Source organism: Pseudomonas haemolytica, from assembly GCF_009659625.1.
GTDB lineage: Bacteria > Pseudomonadota > Gammaproteobacteria > Pseudomonadales > Pseudomonadaceae > Aquipseudomonas > Aquipseudomonas haemolytica.
On sequence record NZ_VOIW01000003.1, the window covers coordinates 165205 to 181307 of the forward strand.

The 16103-nt window shown below is 60.3% G+C and carries 14 protein-coding genes; 8 read left to right on the top strand and 6 right to left on the bottom strand.

Features of this window, described 5'->3' with window-relative positions:
• Nucleotides 1-58: 58 nt before the first annotated feature.
• Nucleotides 59-1270 (top strand): N-acetylmuramoyl-L-alanine amidase, encoded by a 1212-nt coding sequence (locus FRT59_RS11155; protein WP_153871228.1) that lies wholly within the window; start codon nt 59-61, stop codon nt 1268-1270.
• On the opposite strand, the gene FRT59_RS11160 is transcribed toward FRT59_RS11155, so the two are convergent.
• Nucleotides 1267-1635: a glutamine synthetase gene (locus FRT59_RS11160; RefSeq protein WP_153871229.1), complete on the bottom strand. Its 369-nt coding sequence runs from the start codon at nt 1633-1635 to the stop codon at nt 1267-1269. The genes FRT59_RS11155 and FRT59_RS11160 overlap by 4 nt on opposite strands.
• Nucleotides 1636-1762: 127 nt before the next feature.
• On the opposite strand from FRT59_RS11160, the gene dksA reads away from it, so the two are divergent.
• Genes dksA through FRT59_RS11180 form a run of 4 tightly spaced genes read left to right on the top strand, consistent with a single transcriptional unit; the run spans nt 1763 to nt 5051 of the window.
• Complete coding sequence (gene dksA / locus FRT59_RS11165) at nt 1763-2167, top strand: RNA polymerase-binding protein DksA (protein WP_153871230.1); 405 nt, start codon at nt 1763-1765, stop codon at nt 2165-2167.
• 27 nt (nt 2168-2194) lie between these two features.
• Nucleotides 2195-3400 (top strand): zinc metallochaperone GTPase ZigA, encoded by a 1206-nt coding sequence (gene zigA / locus FRT59_RS11170; RefSeq protein WP_034116515.1) that lies wholly within the window; start codon nt 2195-2197, stop codon nt 3398-3400.
• On the top strand, nt 3400-4044 hold the full coding sequence (locus FRT59_RS11175) for a DUF1826 domain-containing protein (RefSeq protein WP_153871231.1): 645 nt from the start codon (nt 3400-3402) through the stop codon (nt 4042-4044). The genes zigA and FRT59_RS11175 overlap by 1 nt, the downstream gene beginning before the upstream one ends.
• Before the next feature lie 44 nt (nt 4045-4088).
• Nucleotides 4089-5051, top strand: a complete 963-nt coding sequence (locus FRT59_RS11180; protein WP_153871232.1) for a CobW family GTP-binding protein — start codon at nt 4089-4091, stop codon at nt 5049-5051.
• Here the strand turns inward: FRT59_RS11180 and FRT59_RS11185 are convergent.
• Nucleotides 5045-5440 carry a DUF3301 domain-containing protein gene (locus FRT59_RS11185; RefSeq protein ID WP_153871233.1) on the bottom strand — a complete coding sequence of 132 codons (396 nt, stop codon included), beginning with the start codon at nt 5438-5440 and terminating at the stop codon, nt 5045-5047. The genes FRT59_RS11180 and FRT59_RS11185 overlap by 7 nt on opposite strands.
• A gap of 117 nt (nt 5441-5557) precedes the next feature.
• Here FRT59_RS11185 and pdxY point away from each other — a divergent pair, with 117 nt between their 5' ends.
• Nucleotides 5558-6430: a pyridoxal kinase PdxY gene (gene pdxY, locus FRT59_RS11190; RefSeq protein ID WP_034116511.1), complete on the top strand. Its 873-nt coding sequence runs from the start codon at nt 5558-5560 to the stop codon at nt 6428-6430.
• Between the two features lie 79 nt (nt 6431-6509).
• Here the strand turns inward: pdxY and FRT59_RS11195 are convergent, their stop codons facing one another.
• Nucleotides 6510-6995, bottom strand: a complete 486-nt coding sequence (locus tag FRT59_RS11195) for an acyl-CoA thioesterase (RefSeq protein ID WP_034116510.1) — start codon at nt 6993-6995, stop codon at nt 6510-6512.
• A gap of 297 nt (nt 6996-7292) precedes the next feature.
• Between FRT59_RS11195 and FRT59_RS11200 the strand changes: the two genes are divergently transcribed.
• Entirely contained in the window at nt 7293-9056 is a 1764-nt protein-coding gene (locus FRT59_RS11200) for a cation:proton antiporter (RefSeq protein ID WP_034116509.1), read from the top strand.
• A gap of 16 nt (nt 9057-9072) precedes the next feature.
• On the opposite strand, the gene FRT59_RS11205 is transcribed toward FRT59_RS11200, so the two are convergent.
• From FRT59_RS11205 to uvrD, 3 genes are all read right to left on the bottom strand, one after another.
• Nucleotides 9073-9480 carry an SMI1/KNR4 family protein gene (locus FRT59_RS11205; RefSeq protein ID WP_017739032.1) on the bottom strand — a complete coding sequence of 136 codons (408 nt, stop codon included), beginning with the start codon at nt 9478-9480 and terminating at the stop codon, nt 9073-9075.
• Nucleotides 9481-9615: 135 nt separating this feature from the next.
• Complete coding sequence (locus tag FRT59_RS11210; protein ID WP_153871234.1) at nt 9616-10485, bottom strand: Tim44 domain-containing protein; 870 nt, start codon at nt 10483-10485, stop codon at nt 9616-9618.
• A gap of 188 nt (nt 10486-10673) precedes the next feature.
• Nucleotides 10674-12857: a DNA helicase II gene (gene uvrD / locus FRT59_RS11215; protein WP_153871235.1), complete on the bottom strand. Its 2184-nt coding sequence runs from the start codon at nt 12855-12857 to the stop codon at nt 10674-10676.
• 279 nt (nt 12858-13136) lie between these two features.
• Here uvrD and FRT59_RS11220 point away from each other — a divergent pair, with 279 nt between their 5' ends.
• Entirely contained in the window at nt 13137-16010 is a 2874-nt protein-coding gene (locus FRT59_RS11220) for a putative bifunctional diguanylate cyclase/phosphodiesterase (RefSeq protein ID WP_153871236.1), read from the top strand.
• Nucleotides 16011-16103: the final 93 nt, after the last annotated feature.

The following is a 16103-nucleotide window of genomic DNA, read 5'->3' on the forward strand; positions in this document are numbered from 1 at the left end:
ATCCAGCCTTTATTCAGTCATGTCGAGTAGGGACGCTCCTTTATCTGCGGTATATGCCATGCACCGACGTCAGCTCCTCAACCTGCTGCTGGTCAGCCCCCTGTTCACTTTGCCTTTAGGGGCCTACGCCACGCAGATTCGCAATGCACGCGTGTGGCGCTCGGACGACAAGCTGCGTTTAGTGTTCGATCTCAGTGGCCCGGTGCAGTACAAGACTTTTTCCCTGACTGCACCGGATCGCTTGATCATCGACTTGAGTGGTGCCGGCCTCAGTGGCGACTTCTCCCAGCTGGCGCTGAAGAACAGTGGGATTACCTCGATCCGTTCCGGGCATTTTGGTAAGAGCGATACGCGCATCGTGTTGGACTTGGTCGCGCCGATGCAGCTCAACAGCTTCGTGCTGCCGCCCCAGGATGGACAAGGTCACCGCTTGGTATTGGACCTGACCAGTGTTACTCGCGCACCCCGTCAAATCGCTGCTGAGCCCTTGCCGTTAGTGGCGCCGGTGGGCAAGGGGCACCCAAAACGCGACATCATTGTGGTGGTCGATCCCGGCCATGGCGGCAAGGACCCAGGCGCCGTCGGTTCCAAGGGCCAGCGCGAAAAAGATGTGGTGCTGTCGATCGCCCAGTTGCTGGCTAAACGCTTGAAACGCGAAAAGGGCTTTGACGTAAAACTGGTGCGCAATGACGATTTCTTCGTGCCTTTGCGCAAGCGCGTGGACATCGCTCGCCAGCACAAGGCCGATATGTTCATTTCGGTGCATGCCGACGCCGCGCCACGGCTTACCGCATCGGGCGCTTCGGTGTATGCGTTGTCTGAAGGCGGCGCCACCTCCGCCACGGCGCGTTTCATGGCCCAGCGCGAAAACGGCGCAGACCTGCTGGGCGCCACCACCTTGCTCAATCTGAAGGACAAAGACCCGATGCTGGCCGGGGTGATTCTCGACATGTCGATGAACGCTACCATCGCCTCCAGCCTGCAACTGGGCAGCTCGGTATTGGGCAGCCTGCAAAGCATCACCAGCTTGCATCAGAAGCGCGTCGAGCAGGCAGGGTTCGCGGTACTCAAGTCACCGGACGTGCCTTCGATCCTGGTGGAAACCGGGTTTATCTCCAACGCTCGAGACGCCCAGCGGCTAGTGACGGCACGTCATCAACAAGCGGTGGCGGACGGCCTTTTCGAAGGTCTGAAAAATTATTTCCAGAAGAACCCTCCGATGAACAGCTACATGGCCTGGGTGCAGGAACAGAAGAAAGCCCAGGCCTAGCAGCCGGTCAGTCGGCTGCAGGTGAATTTGACGCTGGCGCCACCTGAGCTGGAAAACCGGTTGATGGTGGTCCAGCCCACGCGCCGCGTGTAACCGACCCACGCCTCACCATCGGATGCCAAGCCGGTAAAGAACGTCAGTTGCCCATAGCGGCTGTTGGTCTGCGCCCAGTAGCGTTTGCCGATCACTTCAAAACCGCGCAGATACGTCGTGCTGCCCACGGTCGCCACGCTGTAGGCATTCCCCAACGGGTCCACGCAAGCCAGCACGTTGGCGCTGCGCGTGCAGTTAGCCAAAAGGCTGGGCGCTTGGGCACAGGCCGGCCCTGCGGCTACCAATAGCAGGGCGCACAAGAGGTATCTCATCGAGTTTCTCGGAATGTTTAACGTGATCAAGCATTACGCCCTTCGTTGCGACGAGTAAGAGAGATTGGCTTATTTGTATTGTTATACTATAACATTAAACAACAGCCTGACCCGTGAACCGCTTCCCATGACTGAACAAGACCTCCTGGCCCAGCCGCCCGCCGATTACATGAATGACGTCCAGCAAGGTTTCTTCCGTGAGCTGCTGCTGACTCAGCGCTACGAACTCCAAGCACGCATTGAAGCCGAGTTCCTGATACTGCGCGAGCAGGAAACCAACAGCGACCTGGCGGATATCGGCAGTGCCGAAGAGCAACGCCAATGGCAACTGCGCCTGCTGGAGCGGGAAAAGAAGCTGTTGGACAAGATCGATGACGCCCTGGAACTGTTGGCCCGCGGTGAATACGGCTGGTGCCGTGAAACCGGTGAACCCATCGGCCTGCAACGCTTGCTGCTGCGCCCCACCGCGACCCTGTGTATCGAAGCCAAAGAACGTGAAGAGCTGCGCGAACGCCATAAACGGGCAGTTTGACCGGCCAACCCTGATGAGGAATACCTGATGCCCAATCGTCTCCCCGTGACCGTGTTGTCCGGCTTTCTCGGCGCCGGTAAAAGCACGCTGCTCAACTACGTCCTGCGCAACCGCGAAAACCTGCGGGTGGCGGTGATCGTCAACGACATGAGCGAAATCAACATCGACGGCAGCGAGGTGCAGCGCGACGTCACGCTCAATCGCTCGGAAGAAAAACTGGTAGAGATGAGCAACGGCTGTATCTGCTGCACCTTGCGTGAAGACTTGCTGGAAGAAGTCGCAAAGCTCGCCAAGGAAGGTCGGTTCGATTATCTGCTGATCGAATCCACCGGTATTTCCGAGCCTTTGCCGGTGGCCGAAACCTTCACTTTCCGCGATGAAAACGAGCAAAGCCTGGCCGACATCGCACGGTTGGATACCATGGTCACCGTGGTCGACGGCATGAACTTCCTGCTCGACTACCAGGCCGCCGAAAGCCTGGCTTCACGCGGCGAAACCCTTGGTGAAGAGGACGAGCGCTCCATCACAGACCTGTTGATCGAGCAGATCGAATTCGCTGACGTCATCCTGATCAGCAAGATCGATCTGATCAGTCGCCGTGAGCGCGAAGAGTTGATGGCTATTCTCGAGCGCCTCAACGCCCAGGCGGAAATCATCCCGATGGTCATGGGCGAAGTGCCGCTGCACAAGATCCTCAACACCGGCCGCTTCGACTTCGAACGTGCCGCCCAGGCCCCGGGCTGGTTACAGGAGTTGCGCGGTGAACATGTGCCGGAAACCGAAGAGTACGGCATCGCGTCCACTGCTTACCGTGCGCGCCGGCCCTTCCACCCACAGCGGTTTTTCGACTTTATCGACCGCCCGTGGGTGAACGGCAAGCTGCTGCGTTCCAAGGGCTTCTTCTGGTTGGCCAGCAAACATCAGGACGCTGGCAGTTGGTCCCAGGCCGGCGGCTTGATGCGCCATGGGTTTGCCGGGCGCTGGTGGCGCTTTGTGCCGAAAAGCCAGTGGCCTCAGGACGAAGAAAGCGTGGCGGCGATCATGGGTAACTGGCAATTGAGCACTGGTGACTGCCGCCAGGAACTGGTGTTTATCGGGCAAAACATCGACTTCAACCAGATGCGTGCCGAGCTGGATGCGTGCTTGCTCAACGATGAAGAAATGGCGCTGGGCGTCGAAGGTTGGCGTTTGCTGCTCGATCCTTTTGGCCCTTGGTATGAGCAGGTAGCCTGATGTTGGCCCCGGTTATTCCCCTGCGCCCCATGATCCGCCAGGCCCGTGGGGAAACCCCGCTGGCGCTGTCCGATATCCTCAACGATGGCGTCAACCTGGCGGTCTGGCAGCGCCAACTGCCCCTGCATATCGCCGAATTCGGTGCCTTGCAGGTTGCACTCAATGAGCCGTTGGCTGAATCCTTGGTGATTGAGCTCGACAGCGAAGACGCCGTACCGAACTTGCAGGGGTTGGCGTCCAGTTGTCGCGATCTTGAGGGCTACGCCGGTTTTATCGCCGATGTGTCGTGGTTGGTCAGCGCGTTTGCCTGCCTGCTCGGCGCCAAGCGTATTGGTGTGCGTCTGCGGCTGCTGGACAAGGCCATGTGCCCGCGTTTTCACGTCGATCATGTACCGGTTCGGTTGATCACCACCTACGCCGGTATTGGCAGCCAATGGTTGCGCGAAGGCGTCATGGACCGCCGCAACCTGGGCCAAGAGGACGCCGAGCCTACCGAGCGTATCGAGCAGATCCATTGCGGCGAAGTGGCATTGCTCAAGGGTACGAAATGGCACGGTAACGAAGGGCACGGCCTGATCCACCGCTCGCCAGCGCTCCAGGCCAATGAACGGCGGTTGATCCTGACGCTGGATTGGCTGGCATAACCGGGTAGGATCAAGCTCTCTACACTGTCTGAATGATGCCTCTCATGCTGCAGAACATTCCCACTCACGTGATTGCCGGGCCCTTGGGCGCCGGCAAGACCAGCCTGATCCAGCACCTGCTTGCCCAGCGCCCGGCCAACGAGCGCTGGGCGGTACTGATCAACGAGTTCGGCCAGATCGGCCTGGACGCCGCCTTGCTGACTCAAGACGATGACGGTATCGCTCTGGGAGAAGTGGCGGGAGGCTGCCTGTGTTGTGTGAATGGTGCACCTTTCCAGGTAGGGCTGGGTCGCTTGCTGCGTAAGGCCAAGCCGGATCGGTTGTTTATCGAACCGTCAGGCTTGGGCCATCCGGCGCAGTTGCTCAAACAACTGCGGGAGGCGCCCTGGCAAAACGTGTTGGCAGTGCAGCCCTGTGTGCTGGTGCTGGATGCCCAGGCGCTGGCGGCGGGCAAGCCGTTGCCGCAGGCACAGCAAGAGGCGTTGGCCAGCGCCGGCCTACTGGTATTGAACAAGGATGAGGCGCTGGATGCTGCGCAACGTCAGGCGATTGAGGGGCAATTACCCCATTGCGCGCTCTATTGGACACGCCGGGCGCAATTGCCGCTTGAACGGTTGCCAGGCTTGAATGCGCAGGCGCAAGAGGCAGTGGATAACGTCGAGCTCCCTCAAGGGCTGGCGCAAATGCCGGCCATTTGGAGTGAGCCTGCGTTGCCGATCTTTTTGAGCCAGAACCAGGAGGGTGGCTGGAGTGTTGGTTGGCGTTGGCATCCGAGCCAGCAATTCGATGTCAGCCGCCTGCATCACTGGCTATCAAGCCTCGACTGGCGCCGTGCCAAACTGGTTATCCACAGCCTCCAGGGCTGGGTCTCGGCCAACGCTGTGGATAACAGCCTATTGGCCTGGCAAGCCAGTGAATGGCGGCGGGATTCGCGGATTGAATTGATCTTCAGCGAACCACAGGACGTGGCCGCATTGCAGGCTGACCTGGCAGCCTGCCGTTACTGACGTTTCTTGGTGGCATGGTCCTGGCGCCATTGGCTCAATTCGATCACCTCGGCGCTGGGCAACGGCTCCTTGGCCTCGAACGGGTAGGGCGCCAGTTCGATCTGCGCACTGTGGGCACCGAACTGGGTGATGACCCCGGAATGACGGGTTTCCCCGGTCACGGTGAACTCGAAATTGTAGATACGTGCCAGGCGCCGCCGGCCATTGGCATCCTTCACGAAACCGATGCGTTTTAGCGCCACCGCACCGTCGAGCAGCTCGATATCGAGCTTGGCGCAATGCTGCTTGACCCGCTCCAGAGCCCGTTCACGCAGGCCGTGGTTGTGCCAAACCCAGGCGGCGCCGGTCGCCAGCAGCATCAATACGAAGATGTTTCCCAGGGTCAGCATTCCATGAACTCCAACAAAGTGAGAGCAGCTTAACTGTGTCGCCGGTCTGTCGTACAGGTTGCGTTTAGTCGCATACTGCGCGGCCAGAATTTCAACGGCTTTACGGAAACCTCCCGCATGAAACGCACACCTCATCTGCTTGCGATCCAGTCTCATGTGGTCTTTGGCCACGCCGGAAACAGCGCCGCCGTGTTCCCCATGCAGCGGGTCGGGGTGAATGTCTGGCCGCTCAACACGGTGCAATTCTCCAACCACACACAGTATGGACAGTGGGCGGGCGAAGTGTTGGCGCCGCAGCAAATTCCGGCGCTGGTGGAAGGCATTGCCGCGATTGGTGAGCTGGGCAACTGTGATGCGGTGCTGTCCGGGTACCTTGGCAGTGCAGACCAGGGCCGCGCTATTCTTAGCGGTGTGGCACGTATCAAGGCGCTCAACCCCAAGGCGCTGTACCTGTGCGACCCGGTGATGGGCCACCCGGAAAAGGGCTGCATCGTGCCGCAGGAGGTCAGCGATTTCCTGTTGGATGAGGCTGCGGCCATGGCGGATTTCCTCTGCCCCAACCAACTGGAGCTGGACAGTTTTGCCGGGCGCAAGCCGCAATCGCTGTTCGATTGCCTGGGCATGGCTAGGGCGCTGCTGGCGCGTGGGCCGAAGGCGGTACTGGTCAAGCACCTGGATTATCCAGGCAAGCTGCCGGAGGGTTTTGAGATGCTGCTGGTGACCGAAGGCGGCAGCTGGCATCTGCGTCGGCCACTGCTGGCATTCCCGCGTCAGCCGGTGGGTGTGGGCGATTTGACTTCAGGCCTGTTCCTGGCGCGGGTGCTGCTGGGCGACAGCCTGGTGGCAGCCTTTGAGTTCACCGCCGCAGCGGTGCATGAAGTGCTGCTGGAAACCCAGGCTTGCGCCAGTTATGAACTGGAGTTGGTTCGGGCTCAGGATCGCATCGCCCATCCGCGTGTGCGGTTCGAAGCCACGCCGATCAGTCTGTAAGTATGCAAAACCAGTGTGGGAGGGACGGTGCGACGATTCGACTTGCTCCCACATTTGGATTGGGTTTGCAGATTTTGAACTAAGGCGCTTCGTCTTTGATTTCCCGGTAGCGCTTTTCCAGCTCCTGGCGAATCTGCCGGCGTTGCTGGGCCTGCACAAAGCGGCGTTTGTCTTCGCTGTTCTGCGGCTGCAGGGGCGGCACGGCGGCGGGTTTGCGTTGGTCGTCTACAGCCACCATGGTGAAGAAGCAGCTGTTGGTATGGCGCACCGAGCGCTCACGGATGTTTTCGGTCACCACCTTGATGCCCACTTCCATCGACGTATTGCCGGTGTAGTTGACCGACGCCAGGAAAGTCACCAGCTCACCGACATGGATCGGCTCGCGAAAAATCACCTGGTCCACCGACAACGTGACCACATAACGACCCGCATAACGGCTGGCGCAGGCGTAGGCCACTTCGTCGAGGTACTTGAGTAGCGTGCCGCCGTGGACATTGCCTGAGAAGTTGGCCATGTCAGGGGTCATCAGTACCGTCATCGACAGCTGGGCGTTTCCGGGTTCCATAGCACACTCACGGGTTGTAGGCATTGGTTTGGGGGGGCGGGCACCTCTGCGGGTGCTGGAGTCTTTGCAGCGCCATCCCTAACGGGACGCCAGTGGGCGGCTTGCCGTCACGCATGCATCGATCTGTTTCCATATATTGCACCGGCTTTTCAGCAGAAGTCGCGGTGTTAACCTTCAAAAGCCCATCTCAGGGCTTTTCTTACGTTCAAGGCAGACTTTTCCTTCCGCTCTTTGAGGCCGTACAAAAGCGCGGCCGGAAGTGGGAAAAGCGCCGATACCCTCAAGGAGCCCCTCGCCATGCACGCCATCAGCTTCATCCAGGACTTGGCCGTGATCATGCTGGTGGCAGGGGTGGTCACCATCCTGTTTCACCGCCTCAAGCAGCCGGTGGTGCTGGGCTATATCGTCGCCGGCTTCATTATCGGCCCCCACACCCCGCCGTTTGGCCTGATCCACGATGAAGACACGATCAAGACCCTGGCTGAGCTTGGGGTAATCTTCCTGATGTTCTGCCTGGGCCTGGAGTTCAGCCTGCGCAAGCTGTTCAAGGTGGGGGCCACGGCGTTTATCGCGGCGTTCCTTGAGATCGTGCTGATGATCTGGATTGGCTACGAGATCGGCCGCTGGTTCGACTGGAGCACCATGGACTCGCTGTTTCTCGGCGCGATCCTGGCGATTTCCTCGACCACCATCATCGTCAAGGCCCTCAATGACCTGAAGATGAAAGACCAGCGTTTCGCCCAGCTGATTTTCGGTGTGCTGATCGTCGAGGACATCCTGGGTATCGGCATCATTGCCTTGCTGTCGAGCATCGCCGTCAGTGGCACAGTCAGCTCCGGCGAGGTGTTCTCCACGGTCGGCAAGCTTTCTCTGTTCATGATCGTCGCGCTGGTGATCGGCATTTTGCTGGTGCCGCGCCTGCTGGCTTATGTGGCCAGGTTTGAAAGCAACGAGATGCTGCTGATCACCGTGTTGGGCTTGTGTTTCGGTTTCTGCCTGCTGGTGGTGAAGCTGGAATACAGCATGGTGCTCGGGGCGTTCTTGATTGGCGCGATCATGGCTGAATCCCGGCAATTGATTAAGATCGAGCGCCTGATCGAGCCGGTTCGCGACATGTTCAGTGCGATCTTCTTTGTCGCGATTGGCTTGATGATCGACCCGAATATCCTGCTGCAATACGCCTGGCCGATTGCGGTGATCACCGTCGCCGTGGTGCTGGGCAAGATGCTTTCCTGCGGCCTGGGCGCATTTATCGCCGGCAATGATGGGCGCACTTCGCTGCGGGTCGGCATGGGGCTGTCACAGATTGGTGAGTTTTCTTTCATCATTGCGGCGCTGGGGATGACCCTGCAGGTGACCAGTGATTTCCTCTATCCGGTAGCAGTAGCGGTTTCGGCGATTACGACCTTGCTCACCCCCTACCTGATTCGCGGTGCCGACCCGTTGTCATTGAAGATCGCGGCGGTAATGCCCAAGCGCATGAGCCGTGTATTCGGCATGTATGGCGAATGGCTGCGCAGCATTCAGCCTCAGGGCGAGGGCGCGATGCTGGCCTCGATGATCCGCAAAATCATCCTGCAGGTAGGGGTAAACCTGGCGTTGGTGATCGCGATCTTCTTTGCCGGCAGCTTTTTCGCCGCGCGCATCGGTGGGTATCTGGAAGGCTGGGTCAGTGACCAAAGCTGGCAGAAGGCATTGATCTGGGGTGGGGCACTGCTGTTGTCGCTACCGTTCCTGATTGCGGCGTATCGCAAGCTCAAGGCGCTGTCGATGTTGCTGGCGGAGATGAGCGTGAAGCCGGAGATGGCCGGGCGGCATACCCAGCGTGTGCGAAGGGTGATTGCGGAACTGATCCCCATTTTGTCGCTGCTGGTGATCTTCCTGCTATTGGCAGCCTTGTCGGCCAGCATTCTGCCGACCAACAAGTTGCTGGTGTTGATTGCCGTGGTCACGGCGGCGGTAGCGGCGGTGCTCTGGCGCTGGTTTATCCGTGTGCATACGCGGATGCAGGTTGCCCTGTTGGAAACGTTAGATAACCACAAGGATACGCCGGACCACTAAAGGCTGGGTGTGGCGCTCAGCTTTCCAGCCAGACGTCCCGCGCCCAGTGCCATACCGATTCCCAGGTTTCTTCGGTGACGAGCTCTTCCTCGCCGGACCACAGCACCACGGTGCCGTCTTCTTCGACGCAGTAGTAGTCGTCGCCGTCCTGGCAGATCGGGATCATGCTGCGGTCGACGCCAGCATCCCAGGCGTTGGCGGCAACGTCCGGCAGGTAGGTGTGGGATTGTGGGTCGGTGACGGTCACCGGTTCCAGGCTGCCATACACCACGTCGCTGACGGTGAGCAGGAACTCACGGAAGACAAACGGGATATCGATGAACAGTTGTTCTTCGATTTCCACCAGTTGGTCTTCGTCAGGCAGCTCCAAAGGAACCGGTACCGGTTCGTTGGCTTCACGCAATTGTTCGATGATTTCTTCCACGGCCGGGATCCTCTTGCTAGATGGCGCGGTTTATAGGGGCGTTTTATACAGTAGCTCGCTATAAGTGCAACCGTGAAATAGAAAACCCCGGACAAGTCCGGGGTTTTTGTTATCGCTTGCTCAAACGTGCTGGTTTCAGCCGTTCTGGCGGATACCGGCGACCAGCCATGGCTGATTGTCACCCTGTGGGCGTTCCATGTTCCAGCTTTCGCTGAACACTTCACCCTGGTCGAAACGCGAGGTCTTCGACACGCCGCTGAATGTCAGGGTGGCGATGGTCTTGTCGGCGCGATCATCCACACCGTCCAGTTGTACGCGCAGGTCGTCGATGTAGGTCGACTGGAATGCTTCACCGATTTCGGCACGTTCGCGCTTGAGGAACTCCAGCAGTTGCGGGGTCACGAACTCGGAGATCTTGTCCATTTCGTTGGCGTCCCAGTGCTGTTGCAGGGACTGGAAGTGGCTGCGGGCCGCTTCGACGAAACGTTCTTCGTTGAACCAGGCCGGTGCATTGATCACCGGACGGGCGGCGGCAGGGGCTGCCGAGCCACCGAAGATCGAACCCATGGCTGGCTTCTGCTCGAACACTTCACGCTGCATCGGCGCGCCGGCTGGAGCCAGGTGCTCCTGCTGCTTGCGGCGACGGGCGGCGATAAAGCGGAAGATCACGAAGGCGATGACGGCCAGGATCAGGATGTCGAAGATCTGCATACCCTCGAAGCCGCCGCCCATGAACATGGAAGCGAGCAGGCCACCGGCGGCAATACCGGCCAGAGGGCCCAGCCAGCGCGAAGCACCGCCGGCCTTGGCAGCAGCGCCAGCGGCACCGGCTGCGCCCGCAGTGGCGGCAGCACCGCCGGCACCCGCGGCTGGAGCCATCTGGCTGGTCTGGTGAGTCGGTGCCGCGCCCGAGCTTTTGCCGCCACCGAAGCGTTTGGCGTTGGCGTCGATGCTCATCGTCAAGCCGATGCACAGCGCCATGGCGATGCTAAGAAAACGTTTCATAAAGGGAATTCCCATTTGTGGATTGCACGCGCGCCATGTTGCACAGGTGTCGTGACAGTGGCTAGCGGCATAATGTTTCGGGCTTTTGCGTAAGACCGAATCCGAAGGGTCTGTAGGACGTACGACAGATATTGGCCCGCGCTTGTTAAAAACAAGGGCAGGCCAAAACCTTCATGTAGGCAAATGTTTCAGACCGCTTCGAGCTTCGCGTAACCCATCATCAGCCACTTGCTGCCTTCGGCGAAGTTCACCTGCACCCGGGCCTGGGCGCCGGCGCCTTCGAAGTTGAGGATCACGCCTTCGCCGAAGATCGCATGCTTGACCTGCTGGCCGAGGCTGAATGGGGTTTCCGGAATTTCGGAACCGGCAAACATGTTGCTGGAGTTCTGCTGCTGGCCACCGCCGAACGGACGGCTGACGCTGTTGGACAGGCGCACTTCCTGGATCAACCCCTTCGGCACTTCACGTACGAAGCGCGATACCTTGTTGTAGGTCTCGCTGCCGTACAGGCGTCGGGTTTCGGCGTAGGTCATCACCAGGTTCTGCATCGCCCGGGTAATGCCCACATAGGCCAGGCGGCGTTCTTCCTCAAGGCGGCCGGGTTCTTCCAGGCTCATCTTGTGGGGGAACAGACCTTCCTCCATGCCCACCAGGAACACATACGGAAATTCCAGGCCCTTGGCGCTGTGCAAGGTCATCAGCTGGATGCTGTCTTCATGCTCATCGGCCTGGGTATCGCCTGCTTCCAGCGACGCATGGCCAAGGAAGGCGGCGAGCGGCGTCAGCTCTTCGTCTTCCTCGGTGTTTTCGAAGGCGCGGGCGGCGCTGACCAGCTCCTCAAGGTTTTCTACCCGGGCCTGGCCTTTCTCGCCTTTTTCCGCCTCGTGATAGGCGATCAGCCCGGACTGCGCGATCACGGTCTGGGTCATCAGGTGCAGAGGCATTTCTGCGCACTTGGCGGCCAGGTTCTCGATCAGCTCGACAAACACGCCCAACGCCCCGGCAGCGCGGCCGGTCAGGCCTTTGTTGGCGATCAGCAAGCGCATGGCTTCCCACATCGACACATCGGCATGGCGCGCATGATCGCGGATCGCTTCTACGGTTTTCTCACCGATGCCGCGGGCCGGGATATTGATCACCCGCTCCAGCGCCGCATCGTTGCCGCGGCCTTCCAGCAAGCGCAGGTAGGCCATGGCGTTCTTGATTTCGGCACGTTCGAAGAAGCGCTGGCCGCCGTAGATACGGTACGGAATACGCTCGCGCAACAGGGCTTCTTCCAGCACCCGCGATTGGGCGTTGGAACGGTACAGGATCGCGATATCGCTGCGGGCCAGGCCGGTCTTCAGTGCGCTTTCGATGGTTTCCACCACGTAGCGTGCTTCATCGTGCTCGTTGAACGCCGCGTACAGGTTGATCGCCTCGCCTTCGCCGCCGTCGGTCCACAGCTCTTTGCCCAGGCGCCCGGTGTTGTTGGCGATCAAGGCGTTGGCAGCCTTGAGGATCCCGGCGGTGGAGCGGTAGTTCTGCTCCAGGCGGATGGTCACCGCGTCCGGGAAGTCTTCGGAATACTGGTAGATGTTCTCGATTTTCGCGCCGCGCCAGCCGTAGATCGACTGGTCGTCATCGCCCACCACCATCAGGCTGTCGCCGCCCTTGGCCAGCAGGCGCAACCAGGCGTACTGCACGGCGTTGGTGTCCTGGAACTCATCCACCAGGATGTGGCGGAAGCGTTTCTGGTAATGGGCCAGCAAACCTGGGTTGTCACGCCACAGGTCGAGAGCGCGCAGCAGCAGCTCGGAGAAGTCGATGACGCCGGCGCGCACGCAGGCTGCCTCGTAGGCTTCATAAATGCTGCGCATGGTGGCCAGGAACAGGTCGCCGCTGGCCTGGATATGTTGCGGGCGCAGGCCCTCATCTTTCTGGCCGTTGATAAACCATTGGGCCTGGCGCGCCGGCCAACGTTGTTCATCGAGGCCCAGTTCGCGGATCACGCGCTTGACCAGGCGTTGCTGGTCGTCGCTGTCGAGAATCTGGAAAGTCTGGCTCAGCCCCGCTTCCTGCCAATGCGCCCGCAGCAGGCGGTGCGCCAGGCCGTGGAAGGTACCCACCCACATGCCGGCCGGGCTAATGCCCATCAACTGCTCGATGCGGTGGCGCATCTCGGCAGCGGCCTTGTTGGTAAAGGTCACCGACAGGATCGAATGCGGGGACGCGTTTTCGACCTGGATCAACCAGGCGATACGGTGCACCAGCACTCGGGTTTTACCGGAGCCAGCACCGGCCAGGACCAACTGACGGCCAACGGGGGCCGCTACGGCCTGACGTTGGGCATCGTTGAGGGAGTTCAGCAAAAGAGAGAGATCATCGCGCATCGACGCATTCTATGGGCCTAAGGGAGCTCGGGCAAATCCCAATGCCAGGTGGTCGACGGAAAACATCCGGCACGCTACCGACCGGGCGAACATTCTGTCGGGAGGGATGACCGGTTGGTCATGGACTGCAGCCCGCGCCGCGTCTTGCTCAAGCTGTCTGGGCCAAAGGTTTGCGGCCAGTTTCTGCGAGTTTTTTATGACCTGGAGCAGTTTGGCCCAGGCGCCTGCTTGTGTATGCTCCGTCGACGTTTCGGGCTCACCATTATAAGAACACCGCCTATGACCCTTAGCACCGACCTGTTTGGCCCCTCGGCGGCGCCGGCGCAGGTCATCCGTAAACACTATGCAACCGAAATGGCGGTCGAGCGCACGCGCCTGCTGTACCAGGGCTCGTTGCTGCCGACGCTGCTGATGCTGGTCAACGGCCTGGTCTGCGCCTGGTTACTGTGGAACCCGCAGCAATACCTGCTCGACAGCATCTGGTTGCTCTGGCTGCTGGCCTTGGTGGCGATGCGCGTGATTCAGGTGGCGGCCTTTGATTCGGCGATGCCCAGCCGTCAGGCCCAACCGGTGTGGCGGCGAATGTTTATGCTCGGCTCGGCGGCCAGTGGCCTGACCCTTTCCTTTGCGGCCATCGTCCTGGTGCCCGCTGACAGCTTTATGCATCAGGCCTGGGTGTTTGGCCTGATTGGCGCCGCTTCATTGTCGGCCAGCGTGGCCTACGCCGTTAACCTTTGGGCCTTCTTGTCCTTTGCCTTGCCGTGCCTGTTGCCGGCCATCGTCTACCTGTTCTGGAATGGCACACCTCAGCAGCAGGGCTGGGGCGTGCTCGGCCTGATCCTGCTGGCGTCACTGAGCCTGGTGGCATGGCAAGTCAACCGCCTGATCCAGCGCGGGCTGTCGCGCCGCTTCCAGAATCAGGCGCTGATCGAGCATTTGCAGCAGGCGCAGCAGCGCAGTGAGCAGTTGAACCTGGAGTTGGTACGCGAAGTGGAGCAGCGCCGCCAGGTAGAGCAGGACCTGCGCGAATCCCAGGTCGACCTGCAAGACCGCGTGGCGCTACGCAGCCACGAACTGGATGCCGCCAGCCTCGCTCTGAATAAAAGCGAAGCGCGGCTCGCCATGGCCCTGCAAGCCAGCGAGCTGGGCTTGTGGGATTGGAACCTGCAAACCGACGAAGTCCACCACACCCAACTCAAGGAGCTGTTCGGCCTGGAGCCCGAGTACGTCACGGCGATGCTCAGCCACCTCAAGCCGCGCCTGCACCCCGACGACCTGCCGTTGCTCAAGCGCGCGCTGGTGGAGCATCTCAAAGGCCGCAGCGAGGACTACCAAGTGGAGTACCGCGTGCGCCATGGCGATGGGCATTGGGTGTGGATCCAGGACCGCGGGCGTGCGGTAGAGCGTGCGCCCAATGGCCGTGTGACCCGCATGCTCGGCACGCGCCGCGATATCAGCGCCAGTAAAGCCCTGGAAGAACAGCTACGGCTCGCCTCGACGGTGTTCGAGGCGGCCAGCGAAGGCATCGTGATCCTTGATCCCGAGTACGTGCTGATCGCGGTGAACCAGGCATTCAGCCGTGTCACCGGTTTTGACATCGACGACATGCTCGGTCGCAATGTGGTGGAACTGCCCAGCAGCCGCGATGCGCGACGCCACTTCCCGGTGATCCGCCAGGCGCTGCTCAGCCACGGCACCTGGCAGGGCGAGTTGGTGGAAACGCGCAAGAACGGCGAGCTCTACCCGCAGTGGCTGCAATTGAACGTAGTGCGCGATGTTCGGGGAAACGTCAGCCATATCGTGGGCTTTTTCGCCGATCTGTCGGCGCGGCGCGAATCCGAGGAGCGTATGCGCTACCTCACCCACTACGACGAGCTGACCGGCCTGGCCAACCGCTCGTTGTTTCGCGAACGGCTACGCGAGGCGCACCAGCGCGTTCGCCAGGGTGGCCGCAGCCTGGCACTGCTGCATATCAACCTGGATCGTTTCAAGTTGCTCAATGACAGCTTGGGTCATGAAGTGGCCGACCAACTATTGCAGAAAATGGCCCGGCGTTTGATCAATGCGCTGCCCGAAGCCGACACCATCGCGCGCCTGTCCGGCGATGAGTTTGCCGTGCTCTTTGATGCCTATGGCAACTTGTCGAGCCTGGCGCGCGTGGCGACGCGGCTGCTGGCAAAACTGCGCGTGCCGGTGACGGTGGAAGGGCATGAGTTGGTGGTCAGCGCTTCCATGGGCGTCAGCCTGCTGCCGGACAATGCGCGGGAAATTTCCGCGTTGGTCAGCCAATCGAATATGGCCATGCAGCATGCCAAACATTTGGGCGGAAATAACTTCCAGTTCTACACCGACAGCCTGCAAGCCAGCACCCTCGAACGTTTGCAACTGGAAAACCACCTGCGCAAAGCCATCGAGGAACGCCATCTCAGCGTGTTCTACCAGCCCAAACTATGCCTGGCTACCGGCAAGCTGAATGCCGCCGAGGCGTTGATCCGCTGGGAGCATCCGCACTGGGGCATGGTGCCACCGGGGGACTTTATCGGCCTGGCCGAAGAAACCGGCTTGATCGTGCCGTTGGGCGAGTTCGTGTTGCGCCAGGCCTGCTGGCAGGCCTGCGAGTGGCAGCGCCAGGGGCTGGCGCCGATTCGGGTATCGGTCAACCTGTCGGTGCATCAGTTGCGCCAGGGCAAGCTGGTCAGCCTGGTACGCCAGGTGCTGGAAGAAACCGGCCTGGATCCGCAATACCTTGAGCTGGAACTGACTGAAAGCCAATTGCTCGACAGCGTTGAGCACATCATCGCCACCTTTCAACAGTTGCGCGATTTAGGGGTGAAACTGGCCATCGACGATTTTGGCACCGGTTATTCGTCCCTCAGCTACCTCAAGCGCATTCCGGTGGACTACGTGAAGATCGACCAGACCTTTATCCGTGGCCTGGGCCAGGGGCGTGAGGACGCGGCTATCACCCGTGCAATCATCGCCATGGCCCATGGGTTGGCGCTCAAGGTCGTGGCTGAAGGCGTGGAAGATCAGCAGCAGCTGGATTTCCTGCGCGGTGAGCAATGCGACGAAGTGCAGGGTTATCTGATCAGCCAGCCGATGCCGGCCAAAGGGCTGGCAGATTTGTTACGGAAAAATGCAGATTTTTCTTAACGCAGCGTAGGCCGCCTTTATGGCTACATAGCGCCTGCCCGCTGAAACCAGAGGGGAGCAGGGCGATTTAGTGATGCATCGAACGGGCAAAAC

Excerpts from the sequence above, each read along its gene's own strand:
- FRT59_RS11200 (WP_034116509.1), top strand. The coding sequence starts at position 7,293 with ATGCACGCCATCAGCTTCATCCAGGACTTGGCCGTGATCATGCTGGTG.
- FRT59_RS11195 (WP_034116510.1), bottom strand. The coding sequence starts at position 6,995 with ATGGAACCCGGAAACGCCCAGCTGTCGATGACGGTACTGATGACCCCT.
- FRT59_RS11175 (WP_153871231.1), top strand. The coding sequence starts at position 3,400 with ATGTTGGCCCCGGTTATTCCCCTGCGCCCCATGATCCGCCAGGCCCGT.
- FRT59_RS11220 (WP_153871236.1), top strand. The coding sequence starts at position 13,137 with ATGACCCTTAGCACCGACCTGTTTGGCCCCTCGGCGGCGCCGGCGCAG.
- FRT59_RS11155 (WP_153871228.1), top strand. The coding sequence starts at position 59 with ATGCACCGACGTCAGCTCCTCAACCTGCTGCTGGTCAGCCCCCTGTTC.
- FRT59_RS11180 (WP_153871232.1), top strand. The coding sequence starts at position 4,089 with ATGCTGCAGAACATTCCCACTCACGTGATTGCCGGGCCCTTGGGCGCC.
- pdxY (WP_034116511.1), top strand. The coding sequence starts at position 5,558 with ATGAAACGCACACCTCATCTGCTTGCGATCCAGTCTCATGTGGTCTTT.
- FRT59_RS11160 (WP_153871229.1), bottom strand. The coding sequence starts at position 1,635 with ATGAGATACCTCTTGTGCGCCCTGCTATTGGTAGCCGCAGGGCCGGCC.
- FRT59_RS11185 (WP_153871233.1), bottom strand. The coding sequence starts at position 5,440 with ATGCTGACCCTGGGAAACATCTTCGTATTGATGCTGCTGGCGACCGGC.
- FRT59_RS11210 (WP_153871234.1), bottom strand. The coding sequence starts at position 10,485 with ATGAAACGTTTTCTTAGCATCGCCATGGCGCTGTGCATCGGCTTGACG.
- zigA (WP_034116515.1), top strand. The coding sequence starts at position 2,195 with ATGCCCAATCGTCTCCCCGTGACCGTGTTGTCCGGCTTTCTCGGCGCC.
- uvrD (WP_153871235.1), bottom strand. The coding sequence starts at position 12,857 with ATGCGCGATGATCTCTCTCTTTTGCTGAACTCCCTCAACGATGCCCAA.
- dksA (WP_153871230.1), top strand. The coding sequence starts at position 1,763 with ATGACTGAACAAGACCTCCTGGCCCAGCCGCCCGCCGATTACATGAAT.